This window comes from Maribellus luteus (assembly GCF_003576475.1).
Taxonomy (GTDB): Bacteria; Bacteroidota; Bacteroidia; order Bacteroidales; family Prolixibacteraceae; genus Draconibacterium; species Draconibacterium luteum.
In genome coordinates, this window is the sequence record NZ_QWGR01000006.1 from 165,563 (window position 1) to 184,004 (window position 18,442).

At 41.3% G+C, this 18,442-nt stretch carries 13 protein-coding genes; 8 read left to right on the forward strand and 5 right to left on the reverse strand.

Going from position 1 to position 18,442, the window contains the following annotated elements:
* Positions 1-6 precede the first annotated feature (6 nt).
* Together D1614_RS12575 and mltG are read right to left on the reverse strand one after the other, a co-directional pair.
* Entirely contained in the window at positions 7-3,768 is a 3,762-nt protein-coding gene (locus D1614_RS12575; RefSeq protein WP_119438299.1) for a response regulator, read from the reverse strand.
* 250 nt (positions 3,769-4,018) lie between these two features.
* The gene (gene mltG, locus D1614_RS12580) at positions 4,019-5,053 is read right to left on the reverse strand and encodes an endolytic transglycosylase MltG (RefSeq protein ID WP_119438399.1); all 1,035 of its coding nucleotides are present in this window, start codon (positions 5,051-5,053) and stop codon (positions 4,019-4,021) included.
* 197 nt (positions 5,054-5,250) lie between these two features.
* On the opposite strand from mltG, the gene D1614_RS12585 reads away from it, so the two are divergent.
* Complete coding sequence (locus D1614_RS12585) at positions 5,251-5,619, forward strand: four helix bundle protein (protein ID WP_119438300.1); 369 nt, start codon at positions 5,251-5,253, stop codon at positions 5,617-5,619.
* Between the two features lie 178 nt (positions 5,620-5,797).
* Positions 5,798-7,003, forward strand: coding sequence for an FprA family A-type flavoprotein (locus D1614_RS12590; protein ID WP_119438400.1), 1,206 nt, complete (start codon positions 5,798-5,800; stop codon positions 7,001-7,003).
* Positions 7,004-7,096: 93 nt separating this feature from the next.
* Here the strand turns inward: D1614_RS12590 and D1614_RS12595 are convergent, their stop codons facing one another.
* Positions 7,097-7,912: a glycoside hydrolase family 16 protein gene (locus D1614_RS12595; protein WP_119438301.1), complete on the reverse strand. Its 816-nt coding sequence runs from the start codon at positions 7,910-7,912 to the stop codon at positions 7,097-7,099.
* Between the two features lie 204 nt (positions 7,913-8,116).
* Here D1614_RS12595 and D1614_RS12600 point away from each other — a divergent pair, with 204 nt between their 5' ends.
* From D1614_RS12600 to D1614_RS12610, 3 genes are all read left to right on the forward strand, one after another.
* Entirely contained in the window at positions 8,117-8,866 is a 750-nt protein-coding gene (locus D1614_RS12600) for an SGNH/GDSL hydrolase family protein (protein WP_119438302.1), read from the forward strand.
* 116 nt (positions 8,867-8,982) lie between these two features.
* Positions 8,983-10,851 (forward strand): sensor histidine kinase, encoded by a 1,869-nt coding sequence (locus D1614_RS12605; protein ID WP_119438303.1) that lies wholly within the window; start codon positions 8,983-8,985, stop codon positions 10,849-10,851.
* Entirely contained in the window at positions 10,848-11,615 is a 768-nt protein-coding gene (locus D1614_RS12610; protein ID WP_119438304.1) for a LytR/AlgR family response regulator transcription factor, read from the forward strand. The genes D1614_RS12605 and D1614_RS12610 overlap by 4 nt, the downstream gene beginning before the upstream one ends.
* Here the strand turns inward: D1614_RS12610 and D1614_RS12615 are convergent.
* Positions 11,612-12,928 (reverse strand): MATE family efflux transporter, encoded by a 1,317-nt coding sequence (locus D1614_RS12615; protein WP_119438305.1) that lies wholly within the window; start codon positions 12,926-12,928, stop codon positions 11,612-11,614. The genes D1614_RS12610 and D1614_RS12615 overlap by 4 nt on opposite strands.
* A 271-nt stretch (positions 12,929-13,199) precedes the next feature.
* Here D1614_RS12615 and D1614_RS12620 point away from each other — a divergent pair, with 271 nt between their 5' ends.
* Positions 13,200-13,799, forward strand: coding sequence for a superoxide dismutase (locus tag D1614_RS12620; protein WP_119438306.1), 600 nt, complete (start codon positions 13,200-13,202; stop codon positions 13,797-13,799).
* A gap of 50 nt (positions 13,800-13,849) precedes the next feature.
* Here D1614_RS12620 and D1614_RS12625 read toward each other — a convergent pair whose 3' ends face one another.
* Positions 13,850-14,578, reverse strand: a complete 729-nt coding sequence (locus D1614_RS12625; RefSeq protein ID WP_119438307.1) for a hypothetical protein — start codon at positions 14,576-14,578, stop codon at positions 13,850-13,852.
* 366 nt (positions 14,579-14,944) lie between these two features.
* Between D1614_RS12625 and D1614_RS12630 the strand changes: the two genes are divergently transcribed.
* The gene (locus D1614_RS12630) at positions 14,945-16,621 is read left to right on the forward strand and encodes a M20/M25/M40 family metallo-hydrolase (RefSeq protein ID WP_119438308.1); all 1,677 of its coding nucleotides are present in this window, start codon (positions 14,945-14,947) and stop codon (positions 16,619-16,621) included.
* Positions 16,622-16,766: 145 nt separating this feature from the next.
* Complete coding sequence (gene omp85 / locus D1614_RS12635; protein ID WP_119438309.1) at positions 16,767-18,104, forward strand: Omp85 family outer membrane protein; 1,338 nt, start codon at positions 16,767-16,769, stop codon at positions 18,102-18,104.
* Positions 18,105-18,442: the final 338 nt, after the last annotated feature.

Consider the following 18,442-nt stretch of genomic DNA (forward strand, 5'->3'; position numbering starts at 1 on the left):
TCAATACTAATTCTTATACAGCCATATCTTCAGCATCGAGAATAACTTTTCTTCGTCCAAAGGTTTGGCCAGGTAGTCGTTTGCTCCGTTTTTCAGCGCATTTTCATGGTCTTCTTTCATTGCTTTGGCGGTTAAGCAAATGATTGGGATGTTTTTAATCTCCTTGGTTTGGCGAATTATCTGCATGGCTTCGTAACCATCCATAACCGGCATCATTACATCCATCAGTATGAGGTCGAAGTCGTGATTGTGTTTCAGGATATCGAGCGCCGCTTGTCCGTTGTCGGCTTCCGAAACAATTATTTCGCGTTCTTCGAGCATTTGTCCCAAGGCAAAAACGTTACGAATGTCGTCGTCCACCACCAACACCTTTTTGCCTTTGAAAATCAGGTCGTCATTGGCAAGCGTTGTTTTGGTTTTGATGCCGGGAATATTTTGTGATACCTGGTGTAAAAAGAGTGTCACTTCGTCCATCAGGCGTTCATCCGATTTTATCCCTTTTAAAATGATCGTATTCGTATAACTTTCCAGTTCTTTTATTTCCTGCTGGCTCATTTCCTTGCCCGTGTATACAATCACTTTCGGGATGGGGACGTTGTTCGATTTTAGTTTCTCCAACAGTTCTTTGCCTGAATAATCGGGCAATCCCAAATCAAGGATGATGCAATCGAACGAATCATTTTTCATTAACTGGAAGGCCTGTTCGGCCAGTCCGGCTTCGATAATGGTCAAGTCGAAGTCAAACAGCAAGGTTTTGATCAGTTCCCTGGTTTGAAGATTGTCTTCAATGATCAACATCTTCTTTAGTGAACTGTCGAAATGCTTTTCCAGTGATTTCAGTGCATCTGCAAACTCTACCGTTTCCAGCGTTTTTAATTCTGATTGGTCTTTTTCCAGGTCGTGCTCGATGGGGCTGATAACATGAACCGGTAACTTGCCCAGCAGTCTGTGGTTCTTTAGTTTTAAATAATCCTGGCGGTTGCCGGTGGCCAGCTCAACAGCCAGCATTACTGCTTTCGGTTTGAACTTTTCGGCTAAGGCAATTCCGTCTCGGATGGAAGGAGAAACAATCACCTTGTATTTCCTTTCGCGGGCCTGTTGCATGAGCTTTTGCGCCTGTTCTTTGACAGGATGAATAACGAGAACCGTTTGTTCGTTGCCGGTTTCGTTGCGGTCGTCTTCCAGGTAAGGAAGCAGGATGGCTGGCCCCTTGTCAGCAGCTATTTCCTTTTTAACCTTTTTTACTTCTTCTTTTATTGCCGGGTTATTGCCTGGTTCAATTGGCTGAACTTGTTGCGATTTCTCGCCCGGAAGATAAACATAGAACGACGATCCCTGGTTAACAACACTTTCCAGTTGGATTTCGCCACCCAGTATTTTTATCAGTTCGCGTGAAATGGAAAGCCCCAGGCCCGTTCCTCCAAATTTCCGGGAGATGCTGCCATCTGCCTGCTGGAAAGCTTCAAAGATGGATTCGAGCTTTTCTTGAGGGATCCCAACTCCGGTATCCGAGATTTTTATACAGCAGGTGTTTTCAATGGTTAAATCTGTTGATCTGAATTTGGTTTTAGCGGGCGTTGGCATAAATTCAACGGCCACCTTACCTTTACTGGTAAATTTAAATGCATTCGATACCAGGTTTTTTACCACCTGCATCAACCGGTAGCGGTCGGTAAGCAGCTTGTGCGGGAAAGCAGAATCAATGGTTACTTCAAACGCTAGATCTTTGTCGTCGGCCAATGCATTAAAGCTCATTAGTATCTCATCCTGGAGGTCGGAAGAAAGAACATCCAAAAATTCAATGTTCATTTTTCCGGCTTCAATTTTTGATAAATCCAGAATCTCGTTGATTAAATGAAGCAGATCAGAACCGCTTTTGTAAATGATTTTTGCCGATCGCACCTGGTCTTCCGTAAGGTTTCCTTTTTTGTTGCTGCTTAGCAGGTTCGATAAAATCAGCAAGCTGTTCAACGGTGTCCGAAGTTCGTGAGACATGTTCGCCAGAAACTCCGATTTGTACTGGCTGGCCTGCTGCAGTTCCCGGGCTTTGTTTTCAAGTTGTTCCTGGGTGGCAGTTAACTCCTGGTTTTTTATGCTGATGTCTTCTTTTTGTACTTCCAGTTGGCGGGTACGCTCTTCCAGTTCTTCATTGGCCACGCGCAATTCTTCTTGCTGAACCTGTAATTTCTTTTCATTTTCGGTCAGCACTTTTGCATGTTCAGTCAGTTCTTCATTGGCTACCCGCAGTTCTTCTTGCTGAACCTGTAATTCGCTGGCCTGATCTTGAGTTTCCTTTAGCAGCTCGTCTGTTTTTATTCTGCTTGCAGCCGAGTTGAGTTTTATCGCAATGATTTCCGAAACCGGATGCAGAAATTCCAACTCGATATCGGTGTAGGCATAAATAGAGGAGAGTTCAATTGCTCCAATCAATAAATTGTTAAAAACCAACGGTACAATAACTACTTGCTTGGGTTTGTAATTACCGGTTGCCGAAAAAGTAGCGTACAAATCTTCCGGTATGTCAACAAGCGTTTTTATTTGCTTTGAATTTGCCACCTGGCCAACAATTCCTTCATTTAGTTTTATGAACTTATTCGCTTTCTCTGGGTCAATCCCCAGGTAACTCAATAGTTCAAGGTGTTGACTGTCGTGGTTGAAATAATAAATTCCGCCCAGTTGAGAATGCAAACGTTCCGTTAAAAACAGGATGGATTGCCGGGCAATTTCCTGCAGCGTATCGTTACTGTTGAGTTTGTCGTTGATGGTATTGAGGCCCGCCCTGTACCACGTATCCAGTGTTATTTTCTCATGAGTTTCCTTCAGGTTTTGGGCCATCTGATTCAGGGCGATGCTTAATTCATCTTCTTCTGACCGGGGCGTTATCTGGCTGCTGTAATCGCCACCTGCCACTTTTTTAGTATAGTCGATCACTTCGCGGAACCCGTGTTGCAGTTTGCGAAAAGACCGGGCTAACTCTCCAATTTCATTTTTCGAATCAAAGGCAAGCTCGGTTTTAATATTCCCTTTTGCTATAAGATCGAATTGCTTTACCATTTCCCGAACAGGAACGTTAATCGACCGGGAGATATAAAGGGATACGGAGCCAATACTGAATATCAGAAGTAAAACAATGAGAATAATTCCGAGGTACAGCAATTTGTTAACAGAAGCAATCAGATCATTAATAGAGGTGGCAAAATCATTGTAAAACAACCGCATCTGGTCAAGTTTCGGTCCTAAGGATGCATCTATTTCACTTTTGTCGACTTGTGAGTCAACAATCAGATCCTGAATTTCTTTCCCCAATTGGTAGCCCTTCTGGGCTATTTGCTGCGCCTGTGCCAGTTCATCAGGTTTTACCGTACTCAACAGTTTTAACCTTCCTGCCATCAATTCAGCATTTGAGCGTTTATAGTCGTACGCCTCTTTGTAATGATCGTACAATGTGTCGATGAATTCTTTTTTGGGAAGCCCGGTTAATTGATCGAGAGTTCCAAAAGTATACGACATTTCATTGGCGCGTTGAATTCGATCAATGGCTTGGTCGAGCATTGCTTCGTCGTGAAACATATGATAGCGGTAATAATCTTCAATGCCCTCCTGGAAAGTAAGGTTATGAATTCGCTCGGCATTGATAACTAAACTCAGCGTTTTGCCCGTGTTGTAAAAATAATTGGAGATGGCTCCGAGGAGGATTAGCCCCAGAAACGGGAAAATGCTTAAAATCCGGAGTTTGTGGCGGATTTTAAGGTCATTAAATGTAAGCATAAAATAAATAGTTGATTTTGGCGCAAAAATATACAATGATTCCACATAACGACCCACTGGTACATGCTTGTTTTAACAATTTATTGTTTATTATTTAACTATGAGTTCGGAGCAACCAAACCCGTACTTTTCTCGATTTGAATCAGGACTGGAAGTATAAAATCAGCATAGAATCTCCCCTGAATGATTTCGTTGGAATTTGCACTCTTGAATCAGTTTTTTTCCAACACAATAGTTATAGCCTTTCCTTCTATTTGTAAATCCTGTTTTTATCAAGTGCCGCGCGGTATTTGGCAGCGTTTCGGTTGTGTTGAGCCAGTGTTTTGGCAAAGTTGTGGTAGCCCGAAAAATCTTCCTTCGCACACATGTAGATAAAGTCGTGTTTCTCGTAGTTCAGTACGGCATCAATCGAGATAACCGAAGGAAAACAAATGGGGCCCGGAGGCAAGCCTGTATATTTGTAGGTGTTGTAAGGCGAATCAATTTCGAGGTGTTTGTTGAGGATTCGGCGGAGCGAAAAATCGCCCACAGCGTATTTAATGGTGGGATCGGCTTGTAGCGGGATGTTTCTACGCAACCGGTTGATGTAAAGACCCGCAACCCGTTTCAGCTCATCGGCTTTGGCAGTTTCCGATTCAACCACCGAAGCCAGGATGGAAACCTGCACAGGATTGAGCTCCAGTGCTTTTGCTTTGTTTTTCCGGTCTTCGTTCCAAAAACGTTCGTATTCGCGGTACATGCGGGTGCCAAATTCTTCTGCATCGGTGGTCCAGTACATTTCGTAAGTGTTCGGAATAAACATGGTACGGTAGGTTTCTGCATCAAAGCCTCTTTCCCTGATTTCCTGCTCGTTGGAGAAAAGCTGCAAAATCGACAACGAATCGGCCCACAGGTATTTACTTACTTTGCCTGCAAGATCTTCTTTTATGCGAACGTTGTTGAAAGTTACGTCCACCGGGTCCTGGTTGCCGCTCCTGAGTTTATTTACCAGCGCATTGGTGGTCATGTTGGCTTTCAGTTGGTAGCGCCCCGGTTTTACATTCGAAGGGTAGCTTTTTTTATCGCAAACCCATTTAAACGCTTTGTTGTCGTTGAGTACCGCCGCCTTTTCCAGTTCCTTGTACACTTCCTCAAAATCCTGGTTTTCCCTGATCAGTAAAACATAGTCGGTTTTTACGTTGGCGTCAAAAGTATAATGATAGAGTTTGTAGGCACGCGCTCCCACAATTACAAAGGCTATGGCAAAGAAAATAATGATGAACTTCCCGATTTTTGGAAACGTCATAGCCCTGCTTTTTTGTTCGATCGTCATAAATATGATAGTTTACCGTTCAAAGATAAAACTCTTTCACAAAGAGGGAATAAAATAGAAATGATTAAAAAGATGGAGCGAGATAGAGGAGAGATGGAATAAAAGATTGATAACTTCAAGATTTTATGACTTTTAACTAATTTGGAATTCAAATTAAACCCATACCTATCATGACAAATCTAATTTGGCTGGAATATAAAATTCAAATTAGGGACAGACTTAAAATGTTTGCTCTAAAAATTCTGCAATTGTCTGAAATGATTCCAAACTCCGAAAGAGGCAGGATATTAAATAACCAACTGACAAAATCTGGAACTTCGGTTTACGCTAATTATCGTGCTGCATTAAGAAGCAGATCCAGGGCCGAATTCTTTTCAAAATTATCCATCGTTGTCGAAGAAGCTGATGAAACGGAAATGTGGCTGGATTTGATGATGGATTCAGGCATATTAAACAACATTTTTACAAAAGAAGTGCATTCTGAAAGTATGGAATTGTTAAAGATATTTGCCTCTATGCGAAAACGAGTTTCAAAATAGAATGATTTCAATCTGCAATCAATCTCTTTCAATCTGCAATCAATCTCTTTCAATCTCCTTCAATCCCAACTAACATACACTTAACGCATATTCTAAATAACCCCTGTAGATAATTTTTTACTGGTTGATCAGTCGAAATTCATTAATTTTGGCCGAAAATTCTGAAAAACTGAAAATTATGTTACAAGTTAATCTTGCCGAGGATATCTATTACCTGGGTTTTAACGACCGCCGGACCCATCTTTTTGAGAATATCTGGCCCATTCCGCACGGAGTTTCGTACAACAGTTACCTGATTGTTGATGAAAAAGTGGCTTTGGTTGATACCGTTGAACGTGCGTTTATCGATGATTACCTGGATTCGATCGAGGAAATTATCGGCGACCGCGAGGTAGATTACCTGATCATTAACCACATGGAGCCCGACCATTCGGGAGCTTTGAAGGCGATTGTTCACCGCTACCCGGGAATTACGCTGGTGGGGAATAAAAAGACTTTTGACTATGTGGAAAGTTATTACCTGAAGCCGAATCATACGTTGATCGTTCACGACGACTCGGTACTGGATCTTGGAAAACACAAACTTCAGTTTCAAACCATCCCGATGGTTCACTGGCCCGAAACCATGGTTACTTACGAAGAAACCAACAAAATTCTGTTTTCGGGCGATGCCTTTGGTAGCTACGGAACACTTGACGGCGGTATTTTTGACGACGAGATCAACCTCGAATTTTACGAGGTGGAAGTGATGCGCTATTTCACCAACATTGTTGGAAAATACTGTGCCCACACGCAACGTGCGATTAAAAAACTGGCGCCGCTTGATATTAAAATGATTGCCGCCACTCACGGCCCGATCTGGCGCAGCGACCTGAACTGGATTCTGACCCGTTACAACAAGTGGAGTTCTTATGATCTCGACTGCGGGGTGGTGATTGTTTACGGTTCGATGTACGGAAATACAAAGAAAATGGCCGAGACCATTGCCCGTCAGCTGGCAGTTCGCGGCATCAAAAACATCCGGGTTTACGATGCTTCAAAAACCCACTCGTCATACATCATCAACGACATATTCAAATACAAAGGTTTTATTGTTGGTAGTGCTGCTTACAACAACGCAATGTTCCCGAACGTGGAAACGCTGCTGACTACCGTAGAGCACATGGCTCCGAAAAATCACTACCTCGGAATTTTTGGAAACTATTCGTGGAATGGTGGCGGTGTGAAAAACCTGAAAACGTTTGCCGAGAACATTAAGTGGGACTTGGTGTACGATCCGATTGAAGAAAAAGGGAACATGAAACCCAACACCAGCGAAGAACTGATTAAACTCGCCAATGCCATGGCCGATAAGTTGCTGGAATCATCTCAGGCTGAAAAATAGAAAGTCATTCAGTTAATGGCTGAAACGATATTGAAAGAGCTGTCCACGTGGGCAGCTCTTTTTTTGTATCGATGATTCAGTTTTTTCCGAGCCTTACTTTTTGTAAACTTTTACATAATCAACCAGGAAGGTGTCAGGCGCGCAGGCATTTTTTATTCCTTCAAGAGTTGATGGGATTTCCATACTCAGGATCATGTACTGGTCGATGTGTGACAAACCTTCACTCAGTTCGTGGTATTTCAGCCCGTCGATGTAAAACGCATATTTTTCGGGTGTCCACTCAAGGGCAAAAGTATGAAAGCCTTCCGACAAGCCTTGCAAGGTGCTGTTCATAGCTCCCGAACTTTTTTGGTTGGGGCCGTAAGCCCAGTGTATACAGTGGGTGAGGTGGTCGTCTCCCAATCCTTTGAAATATTCAAAAATGTCGATTTCGGCGCCAAAGGTTGCGGGGTCTTCTCCCTGCGATATCTGCGGCGACTGCATCCAGAAAGCTGCCCAGGGGCCACTGCCTTTTTGCAAACGGGCGCGGCACTCGAAATAGCCGTAAGTGGTATTAAAAGTTTCGTAGGTACCTACGGCGCTGCCCATAATGCTGTCTTTTCTGATGTCGTACATCAGGTGCAGGTGCCCGTTATTTACTTTTACCATCGACGGATCGTTGTAGCCGATACGACGCGGGCCGGTTCCCCTTATTTTCCATTTTGTTTGATCCAGCTCCGAACCGTCAAACTGATCTTCCCAGAATAAGGTATATCCTTCTTTTTCAGGGCTGAAAACCTCCTGGGATAGTGCGGTGTTGGCAGGGGCTGCTTTTTCTTCTGCTTTTTTTACGGAAACCTGGCAGGCGGATAGTGCAACTGATGACAGGGCAAGAACTGTCAGTAAGCGGGTTACTTCTTTCGTTATCATAATCTTATTTATTAGGTTGATTGCTCGTGGATACCTACCACAAACTTTCTGTCTAAATTAATAGATTATAAGGGGTTTCAAAACGAAATTCAGGATATAAACACTAATCAGTGTTGTGTTTGGAAGATCATCTTATGTTCAGTCTGATTTTGGCCGGATTTTTTCTACTTTTATCAGATTCAAAAAATATAAACTTTAACCAATATGAATCTTTCAAGAAGAAATTTCCTGCTAAAATCGAGTGCAGGAGCAGCCGCTTTAGCGAGTATTCCGGGTATTGTATCGGCTGCCATACCGGGAGAGAAAAAGGCAGGTTTGTTTAAAAAGGATGATGTTGTTTTGTTTCAGGGTGATTCAATAACCGATGCCGGCCGTGAGAAAACAAAGGAGTTGCCCAATAATGGCAGTTCGTTTGGAGGCGGGTATGCTTTTTTAACCGCTTCGTACTTATTAAATGCTATGCCCGAAAACAACCTTACAATATACAACCGGGGAATTAGCGGGAACAAAGTTTTTCAATTGGCCGATCGTTGGGACAAAGACTGCGTGGATTTAAAACCCAATGTGTTGAGTATTTTAATCGGTGTAAACGATTACTGGCACAAGCGAAACGGTCATTACGACGGCACTGTGGAGGTCTACGAAAATGACTACATGAAATTGCTGGAGCGGACAAAAGCGGCTTTGCCCGGTGTGAAACTTGTTTTGTGCGAACCTTTTTATGTGCTGGAAACTACTGCCGTGGATGAAACCTGGGTAGAACCGATGAAGCAATACCAGGCAGCAGCAAAGCATGTGTCTGATGCATTTGATACACTTTGGGTGCCTTTTCAGAAAGTATATGACGAAGCCATTAAACATGCCCCCGGAGCATACTGGACCGGTGACGGTGTGCATCCTTCGATGGCGGGAGCGCAGCTGATGGCGGAAGCCTGGTTGAAAGTAGTAAAGTAAAAGCTATTGATTTTCTGCAGTTGGTCAGTTCAATTTGCAGTCTGTCGGAAAGCGCTTTATTGAATTGATTTTAGAATGTTCATTTGTGGCAATATGAACATTCTAATTCATCATCTATGAAACAAAAATTACTTTTTATCGCCATTCTTGGAATATTTATTTCGGGGAATCTTTTCGCCAAAACTGGTGCCGTAACGCCTTATAATCCTGAAGAAAAAGTTTACTGGGATTTTCTTCGGGAACGACTCTTTGATGAGGAGAATGCCTTTGTTTCTTCATTTCAGGGAGATATTTTAATTTATCTCAAAGGTGCGGGAAAGCAGGATAGCAGTATTGTTGAAAACCTGATGCAAGAACTGAAAAAACTTATTCCTGATCGAAATGTCAGGTTTTCGAATAAATATTATGAGGTTAATGCAAATAACCAAATAATTCACTCAATACATATTGGATTTAATGATGAAGGAATAATTTCTTCAAATGGGTATGTACATCATTCCAAAAATATTAGCGGGAACCAAATATATTACGATGGCTTTAAAGGCATTTATCAACCCGATATTTTTGGGCAAAATGTAAACGTCAAGTTCAATGATTCAATTTCTTTTACTGAGCGAAAGCGTTACATCGAATATGCCATTGTTATGTCGATGTGCGTGCTGAAAGGAAATCCCTTAGAAGCACGTACTTTTTTCGAGAATGCCATATTGAATGATTTTGATTATAACCCGCTAAACACCGAATTTTCTGATGTTGATAAATTCGTTATCAGTAAATTGTATGCCTATGACTTTAAGGAGCAGTTTAGGAATTATATGCTGGTCAATTACTCGTGGCGTTACTATTTGGTTTTTACCTATAAATCCCTGATGAGTCCTATTGCGTATCTAACATGTTTTTTGTTTGCCATTGTTATTTTTTTGGTTTCATATAATCCGGTTTTAAAAAGAAATTACAGAAATAAGTATTGGAGCTATTTAATTTCAGGATTGTTGGTTACAAACACGTTGATAGTTGCGATAGTTTTGTACGGTTTTCTCGCAACAAGATATGTGATATTAGACAGCGGGTATTTGATTCAGTGGATGATTCTTAATTTTGTTTCAATTCTGCTGTCATCCCTTCTATTTCTTATTGAAAAGGTGTTGGTGAAGGATAAGTTGAGCCATAAAAACCAATTATTTCTAAAGGTATTATCGGTATTTGTAATAATAGTTTTGCCACTTTCAATTGCCTTACCGTTTATAGATGGATATGATAATATGCTTCAAGTGTATTTATGGATTATTGGAATTACTATTGCTACTGTGCGGGGAATGGTTATTTACCTTAAAAATATTGGTGCTTTGGAGGTTCGGGAAAAGGAAGTTGAATTAGTCGCATTAAAGGAAGCGAATACACGGGCTGAAATTCAAAGTTTGCACGCCCGAATCAACCCGCACTTTCTATACAACTCGCTGAATTCGATTGCTGGTCTTGCTCACCGCGATGCTGACAAAACAGAGAAGATGGCTTTATCGCTTTCTGATATGTTTCGTTATTCGTTAAACCGCGAGAGCAAGGTGATGACTGAAATACATAATGAGATTGAAATGGTACGCTCTTATCTTGAGATCGAACAAATAAGGTTTGGAGAAAGGATGAGTTTTACAATTAGAATAGATGAAGAGACCTGCAGGTATTTAGCTCCTAAATTTATATTACAGCCTCTGGTTGAAAATGCGATTAAACATGGCATTTCAAAAATCGAGAGTCAGGGATTTATCGCAGTTTCAATTGTATTGGTAAATGATAAAATAGAAATTAAAATATCGGATAATGGTCCCGGATTTTCTGAAGGTTTGGTTGCAGGTTATGGATTACAAAGTTTGTACGATTTGCTAGAAATTTGTTATAAAGGAGAAGCAGAAGTAAACTGGCAAAATTCTCCAGATAAATACATTTTAGTTAGAATTCCATCTAAATCAAATTCCATCGAAGTATGAACCAAGTTTTGTATAAAACAATTATTGTCGATGACGAACCTCCGGCGCTGGAACGTTTGAATCAACTGCTCGCACATTTTCCTCAGGTTTTTGAAGTAATAGGGAAGGCTGCTAATGGAAATGAAGGCTTGCAATTAGTGGATGAACTTAACCCGGATCTGATTTTTCTGGATATTGAGATGCCTGGAATGTCAGGATTCGAAATGCTGGCAAGGCTTAAGAAAATTCCAATTGTGGTGTTTTGTACTGCCTATGATCAATACGCGTTGAAAGCTTTTGAAACAAATAGTATTGATTACCTATTAAAACCGGTAAAAATAGAACGCTTGGAACAAACGGTCTCCAAACTCGAACTTTTTGGAGTAAAAAGCCAACCGGAGAAGATATTGGATTTCTTGAAACAGATTTCAACTCGGGAAGAGGAAAAGGAAATGACATCGATTGCCATAAAAAATAAAGACCGCATTTCTTTTATAAAATTAATTGATGTTGCTTATTTTAAGGCAGAAGATAAATATGTGAGCTTATATCTTCAGAACGGGGAAGAGAAAATTACAGATCAAACACTTTTACAGTTAAATGCCAAGTTACCTGATTATTTTTTGCAGGTTCACCGTTCAATCATTGTTAATTTAAATAGAGTTGTGGAAGTACAAACCTATTTTAACAGTAGGTTCTCTATTCAGTTAAACGACAAATACAAAAGTAAAATAGTTTCGGGAAGAAGTTTTCATAGCGCTATAAAAAAATGGATGGGAATTTAATCTAATCTTGTATTGTGTAGTGGATTCAAAATCGCCTTTTTGTACAAAATGGTTTGAACCAAGCCTCGAAAAAGCATAAACAACAGCATTCCGAGCCAAAGTGCGTGGTTTCCCCACAAAGGAGCCAGAAAATAATACACCGGTGCAAACACCGCAAAGGTTGAAATAAGCAGGGTATTACGCATCGCACGGGATGCTGTTGCTCCGATATAAATTCCATCCCAGATAAATGATGCAAAACTGGCGATCGGTACTAAAACGATCCACGGGAGAAAAGGTCTGGCGCTTTCAATTACTTCTGTTTGCGAAGTCAGTATCCGTAAAATCAAACGTACTCCCGGGAGGTACAAAAGCGTAAATCCCAGCGCAAGCGCGGCTCCCCAGTAAAATAACAGCTTTACTACTTTTTTTAGTTCTGTCAACTTCCTGGCACCTACGTATTTGCCTGTAAGTGCTTCACCTGCAAACGCAAAACCATCAATAAAAAACGAAAAGAACAACAATAGCTGGATCAGAAGCGAGTTGACCGCCAAAATGGTGTTGTTCATACTGGCCGATTTAGAAGTGAAAAAAGTGAAAACGGCAATAATGCAGAAAGTCCGGATAAAAATATCAGTGTTTACTTTAAAAAATCGGGTGAGTACCTGTAGATCCATTATCCCTTTCCGCGACACAAAAACAGTCATATGCCGGTAATATTTAAAAAAGAAAATACCTGCGATTAACAGTCCGGCATATTGCGATATGGCTGTTCCCAATGCAACACCGCTAGAATTCATGTGCAGTACAAACACGAAAAATGCGCTGAGTAATATATTAATGACATTCACCGAAATAGCGACGATCATCGGAATTCGCGCATTTTGCATACCTAAAAACCAGCCGTTAAAAACAAACAAGCTCAAAGCGGCGGGCGCTCCCCACACCCGAATGCTGAAATACGATTTTGCCAGGCTTTCGACCTCCGGACTTCCGCCTATTATTTTAAAACTGGCCCAGGCAATCGGAGCCTGAAACAAGAGGATCAGAACACTGACAATGGCAACCAGCAGAAGCGCGCGGGCCAGAATGGTAATTGTTTCCACTGTGTTTTTTTCGCCGTAAGCCTGGGCTGTAAAACCAGTAGTGCTCATTCGCAGAAAACTAAAGCCCCAGTAAATGAAGTTAAAAATCACACCGCCAAGGGCAATGGCGCCAATGTATATCTCCGAATCGAGATGTCCCATCAATGCCAAATCAACCAAGCCCAGCAAGGGAACGGTAATGTTGCTGACAATATTGGGAACGGCAAGCCTGAGAATTTTCTGGTTCATCCGGTGTTCTTAAATAAGCCGCAAAGGTAGATATTTATCGATTATTGGCCTTTTCGACGGAAGTGTTAAGTCAAAAAATAATGGGTTAGCGGCTTTTTTTAACTAACATAACGTTATTAATCAGCGTGTTTTGAAAATTTATTTACGGAGTCTATGAACAATAAAAGATTTCGATGTGTTTTATTAGTCGTTGTGTTTGGAATAATTCTAAATAGCCTTTATTTTTGTAAACGAGAATTAAATATGTTTTAATCTTTTAAGAATATACGACATGGCATTTGAATTAGGAAAATTAGGATACAGTTTTGACGCGTTGGAACCATATATCGACGCAAAAACAATGGAAATTCACCACGATAAACATCATGGTGGTTACACAACAAATCTGAATGCAGCAGTAGCAGGAACAGAATTGGAAAGCAAAAGCGTTGAAGAATTGCTTGCCGGAGTTTCGGGCCTGTCAGCAGCAGTAAGAAATAACGGGGGAGGTTTTTACAACCACAACTTATACTGGGATATTATTGCTCCCGGTGGTTCACCTGCTCCGGAAGGCGTTTTACTGGATGCAGTAAAAGAATCCTTCGAATCATTTGAGAAATTTCAGGAAGCCTTCACCAAGGCAGCTTTGACTCGCTTTGGGTCAGGTTGGGCATGGTTGGTTCTTCAAAATAATAAACTGGTGGTTTCGTCTACGCCCAATCAAGATAATCCGCTGATGGATGTGGCCGAAGTTCAGGGAACCCCGATTCTTGGGATTGATGTGTGGGAACACGCATATTACCTGAACTACCAAAACAGACGTCCGGATTATGTGAAAGCATTCTGGAATCTCATCAACTGGGATGAAGTCGCCAGGCGGTTTAAAGGTTAGTTGATTTTTGGTTTTTTCCCCGGAGCAGAGGGCTCCGGGGTTTTTATTTTTTAGAAAGCCGCAGACATCTTTTTATTTTTGTGTACCTCCGCAAGTTTAGTAAACTGCTCCTGAATACATTTCATCAAATCCAGGTTTATCCCCTCCGCAAAAACACGAACAAATTCTTTCACCACTCCGTCCAAAATAAATTTACCCTGAACAGCATCAAACAACTTACACGAACTGTTGTTTCGAATGGTTGTCAATACCGTCTCAAATTCTTGTACAGGTATTCTGTGATGGTGCAGAAAGTAGCCTTTGTTGGTTTCCTGTTGGTCAAAATAAAAGCCGGGTTCCACCTCCTCCAAAACAAATAATTTATGAATACGTGCGTGCACATTTCCGGAGATATCGGTACCGGTTAAAAATTCCATTCCTTCTTTTTGAAGACAGCTTTGCAAGCTTTGCAGCTGGTCATAATCCGGAAAAAATTTTATTCGTACGGCGGGAATTTGTTTTCCGTTAAAATCGAGAATCGCAGATGCAAAGTTAATCTTGTCCAGCAGGCATTTCTCAACACTTAGTGACAGGGCCAATATTTCTTCCAGAAAGTAAAACTTCTTTACCAGTAAGAAAATGGAGTTGGGTTGCGCATTTTTCAGCGGCAGCTGGCCATAATAGTGAGCATAGGGCAGTGAGGCTTCTGCAACACAGGTATTTGCCAGGATATGGCTTTTGAGTGGACTCAGCATCTCAACTTTGGAGATGGAGCCACAGGCTTTTAAAAGTGCTTTCATGACAGTAGGATTAGTGTTGATTCTTTTGCAATGAAAACGATAAAATGTACAGGAAAGTTACGAATGGCTTTAAAATTTATTGTTAACGAATGTTCGTTTTTAAGTCGGATCCCTGGAGACGGCAATTCCATTAAAAATGATTTTTGTTAACGGATGATATCATTTGATTTTGCAATGTTAAGCTTCAGAATGAATTTTGAAAACCTTGAATTGCAATAAATTAATTGAAACGGGATTTTGAAATAAATGCCCGGCCCATTTAAACCTAACGGATAATTATTCGTCAACAAGGGAGACACGAAACAATTTTATCGGGCTAAGACTGTTTTATACATTACCATTGAAAATAAACTAATCTGATTTTTCATGAAAAAAATTACTGCTTTGTTATTCCTCTTTTTTGCTTGTACTGCTTTATTTGCGCAAGTCGAGGAACAAAAAGGGTTGGAGGCTATTACCATCGAATCGATTAAAGGACAGCTGGGATTTTTGGCATCGGACTGGACCGAAGGGCGTGCTGTTGGAACCAAAGGAGCTTATATGGCGGCAGATTACATTGCAGCCATGTTCCAAACCTACGGCGTAAAGCCATTTGGCGACCAGGTTTATTCAAGACCCACACGTGCCGAGCTCATGGCAGGAATCAGACCAACGGCTTCGAAAAGTTATTTTCAAAATTTTAGCCTGATTGAGTACGAACCCGGGGATGAACAACAGCTTTCAGTAATAAGTGGTAAGACGGGGAGTGAAAGTTCGATCGAGTTTAACTTCAAAACTGACTTTTATGTAAATACCGGTTCTGTCGGACAATCCGGTAAAGGAGGATTGGTTTTTCTTGGCTATGGCTTTCAGGATGAAGAAAAGGGCTACGACGATCTGAAAAAAGTTGACCTTAAAGGAAAAATAGCGGTTGTGCTGAGCGGATTTCCGGGACATCGGGATTCTGCTTCGGTAGCATTCAAAAAATTTGTGCCGAAGGATCGGTATGCTGTTTCCCGAATAAGAGGCAGAAAATATGAGAATCTTGAAAAAGCCGGTGCAATTGCGGTAATACGGGTTAGGCTTGATATAGATCCGACGCAGACTTGGGCTAGCAACCAGATTTATCCGGTGAAAGGAAATTATTACGAAGCCGACCAAGCCTTAAACAACTACTACAGTACCCGGATGATGATGCCCGGAAAAGAAGTGGGAGTTAGTCTTCCGGTCTTTTCTATAACACAGCGTGTTGCCAATGCAATAATTGCAGGTACCAATGTCGATTTTGAAAAATTTGAAAAGGAGGTGGCGGCTAATCCCGTTCCTAAATCGGTGGAGTTGAGTGAAAAATCAATTGCTTTTAAGACTACGGTAAAGTCAGAAATTGTTAAAGCCAGAAATGTAGTGGGCTTTATTGAAGGCGAGAAAAAGGATGAATTTATTGTGGTGGGAGGTCATTACGATCATCTTGGAAAACACGATGGCTGGATCTGGAACGGAGCTGATGACAACGCTTCGGGAACGGTTGGGGTAATGACCCTTGCCAAAGCGTTTATGGCCACTGGCAAGAAACCGGAACGTTCGGTTATTTTCGCTGCCTGGACAGCCGAGGAGAGAGGTTTGTACGGATCAAGGTATTTTGTTGAGAAGGCAAAAGAAAACGATATGAATGTGGTTCTCAACCTCAACTACGATATGATTGGCCGCGATGCTGAGTCGGACTCAGCAAAAAACAAGGCCGGGATGAGTTATACCAAGGCAAATTATCGGATAGAAGAAACAACGAAGCAGTTTATTGAAAAATACAAGCTAAATCTGGATGTAAGTTACCGGGCTTCCGACCGTCCGCGGGGTGGGAGCGACCATACTCCTTTTGCTGCTGAAAATATCCCGGTTTTCTACTTTATGGCTGCTATGCATCCCGATTATCACCAGCCTTCTGATGAGCTTAACAATATCAACTGGGAAAAGATGTTGAATATTATCAAAATAGGGTTTTTGAATACCTGGCAATTTGCGAACTCGGATGATTGGATGAAAACCGATGCCGAAGCCGAAAAATAAAAGATTTGACGACCGACCCAATGAAATAGAAGACCGGTAAAATTTTTTACTGGTCTTTTTTATGAAATTTTTTCATTGGGCGAAGTAAATTATGTGGTAAAAATATTTTATGTTCGTTTGATTATCTAATCTAAAAACCAAAAGGATGAAGAAAGCACTTTGCCTGTTAATCACCATTTTGACCGTTTTTTCCGCATATGCGCAAGACCAGTTTACCAAACAGGGGTGGAATTTTGGTGCCTTGCCAACCGTTACTTTTGATTCCGACCTTGGGTTCCAGTACGGTGGTTTGATCAATCTTTATCATTACGGGGATGGCAGCAGGTATCCCAAGTACGACCATTCGCTGTACCTTGAAATTTCGCGCTATACAAAGGGAAGCGGAATTAACCGTTTGTATTACGATTCTGATCAGCTGATCGATGGATTGCAAACATCGCTTGACATCAGTTATTTGTCAGACCGCGCGTACGATTTTTTTGGTTTTAACGGGTATGATGCTGTGGTGAACAAAGATTGGTTTGACGACGAGAAGACAGATTACCGCACGCGGATGTTTTATAAATACGACCGGAAATTGTTCCGCTTCAAAGTAGATTTAATCGGAAAACTTCACGGCGAAAAACTAAAATGGGTTGGAGGGATCAATTTGCTGAATTTTAAGTTGGGGCTTGTTGATATTGACAAACTGAACAAGGGCAAAGACGAAGCAGACAAACTTCCTTCGCACGAAACGGAGCCCGGTTTGTTTCAAAAATACCAGGAATGGGGTATTATCTCGGAGAAGGAAGCCGGCGGTGGTTTTGTTCCGACCGTAAAAGCGGGTTTGGTGTATGACAGCCGCGACAACAAACCCAACCCAATGAAAGGGATCTGGACAGAGGCAGTTATTCTTGGATCGCCTGAGTTTCTGGGGGGTGAACAAAACTTTGCCAAACTGAGCCTGATTCACCGCCAGTATTTTACCATAATTCCCAACGACCTTTCGTTTGCCTATCGTTTGGACTATCAAACCACCTTGGGCGGAAATGCACCTTTTTATTACCAAACGCAACTGATTACATCGGTGCTAAAAGGTGCCACTTCAGAAGGACTTGGAGGCGCATCTTCGTTGAGAGGAGTTTTGCGTAACCGGGTTGTTGGCGACGGTGTTTTTCTGGGGAACATCGAAGCCCGTTGGAAATTTAGCCGTTTTAGCTTTATCAATAATAATTTCTATTTAGGACTGAATGGATTTCTCGATTTTGGTCAGGTAACAAAAAAGATTGACGTTAATACGGCCGGACTAATTAATGACGAAATTAACAATGAGTTACCGGGGAACTATTTTGAAAATGATGCTGAAAAAATGCACTATTCTTATGGCCTGGGCTTGCGTGTGGTTATGAATGAAAACTTTATTGTTCGCTGCGATTACGGCGTGGCAGCCAACGAACGCGATGGCGATTCCGGTCTTTATATCGGTTTAAATTATTTATTTTAAATCTAAAGTACGTTTGTATAAACTTTTAGATTGGGCCATTTGCGATAAATCTCTTTATTGTTAAATAAGGATTTTTGAAGGTTTTAATCGGGTTTTTTGAATTTCATTTTCAGCTTATTCGCTTCTCAATTCAGTTTTATATTTTATGTAAAATAATTAGAGGAACTTATTTTTGTTAGTGAAATGCAAAATTTCATTATTACAACAAGTTCTTTTTACAACAATTGGGCCCAATTAACTTAAATAATGTGTGGCAATCCCTGAGGCATGAGGGATTGCTTACGGCAACTTAATTGGCCTTGGGGTTATTTTAAATTCTGTAAAAAAAGGAGTGTCGG

Coding starts and splice junctions, on each gene's coding strand:
- D1614_RS12575 (WP_119438299.1), bottom strand. CDS start 3,768: ATGCTTACATTTAATGACCTTAAAATCCGCCACAAACTCCGGATTTTA.
- mltG (WP_119438399.1), bottom strand. CDS start 5,053: ATGACGTTTCCAAAAATCGGGAAGTTCATCATTATTTTCTTTGCCATA.
- D1614_RS12585 (WP_119438300.1), top strand. CDS start 5,251: ATGACAAATCTAATTTGGCTGGAATATAAAATTCAAATTAGGGACAGA.
- D1614_RS12590 (WP_119438400.1), top strand. CDS start 5,798: ATGTTACAAGTTAATCTTGCCGAGGATATCTATTACCTGGGTTTTAAC.
- D1614_RS12595 (WP_119438301.1), bottom strand. CDS start 7,912: ATGATAACGAAAGAAGTAACCCGCTTACTGACAGTTCTTGCCCTGTCA.
- D1614_RS12600 (WP_119438302.1), top strand. CDS start 8,117: ATGAATCTTTCAAGAAGAAATTTCCTGCTAAAATCGAGTGCAGGAGCA.
- D1614_RS12605 (WP_119438303.1), top strand. CDS start 8,983: ATGAAACAAAAATTACTTTTTATCGCCATTCTTGGAATATTTATTTCG.
- D1614_RS12610 (WP_119438304.1), top strand. CDS start 10,848: ATGAACCAAGTTTTGTATAAAACAATTATTGTCGATGACGAACCTCCG.
- D1614_RS12615 (WP_119438305.1), bottom strand. CDS start 12,928: ATGAACCAGAAAATTCTCAGGCTTGCCGTTCCCAATATTGTCAGCAAC.
- D1614_RS12620 (WP_119438306.1), top strand. CDS start 13,200: ATGGCATTTGAATTAGGAAAATTAGGATACAGTTTTGACGCGTTGGAA.
- D1614_RS12625 (WP_119438307.1), bottom strand. CDS start 14,578: ATGAAAGCACTTTTAAAAGCCTGTGGCTCCATCTCCAAAGTTGAGATG.
- D1614_RS12630 (WP_119438308.1), top strand. CDS start 14,945: ATGAAAAAAATTACTGCTTTGTTATTCCTCTTTTTTGCTTGTACTGCT.
- omp85 (WP_119438309.1), top strand. CDS start 16,767: ATGAAGAAAGCACTTTGCCTGTTAATCACCATTTTGACCGTTTTTTCC.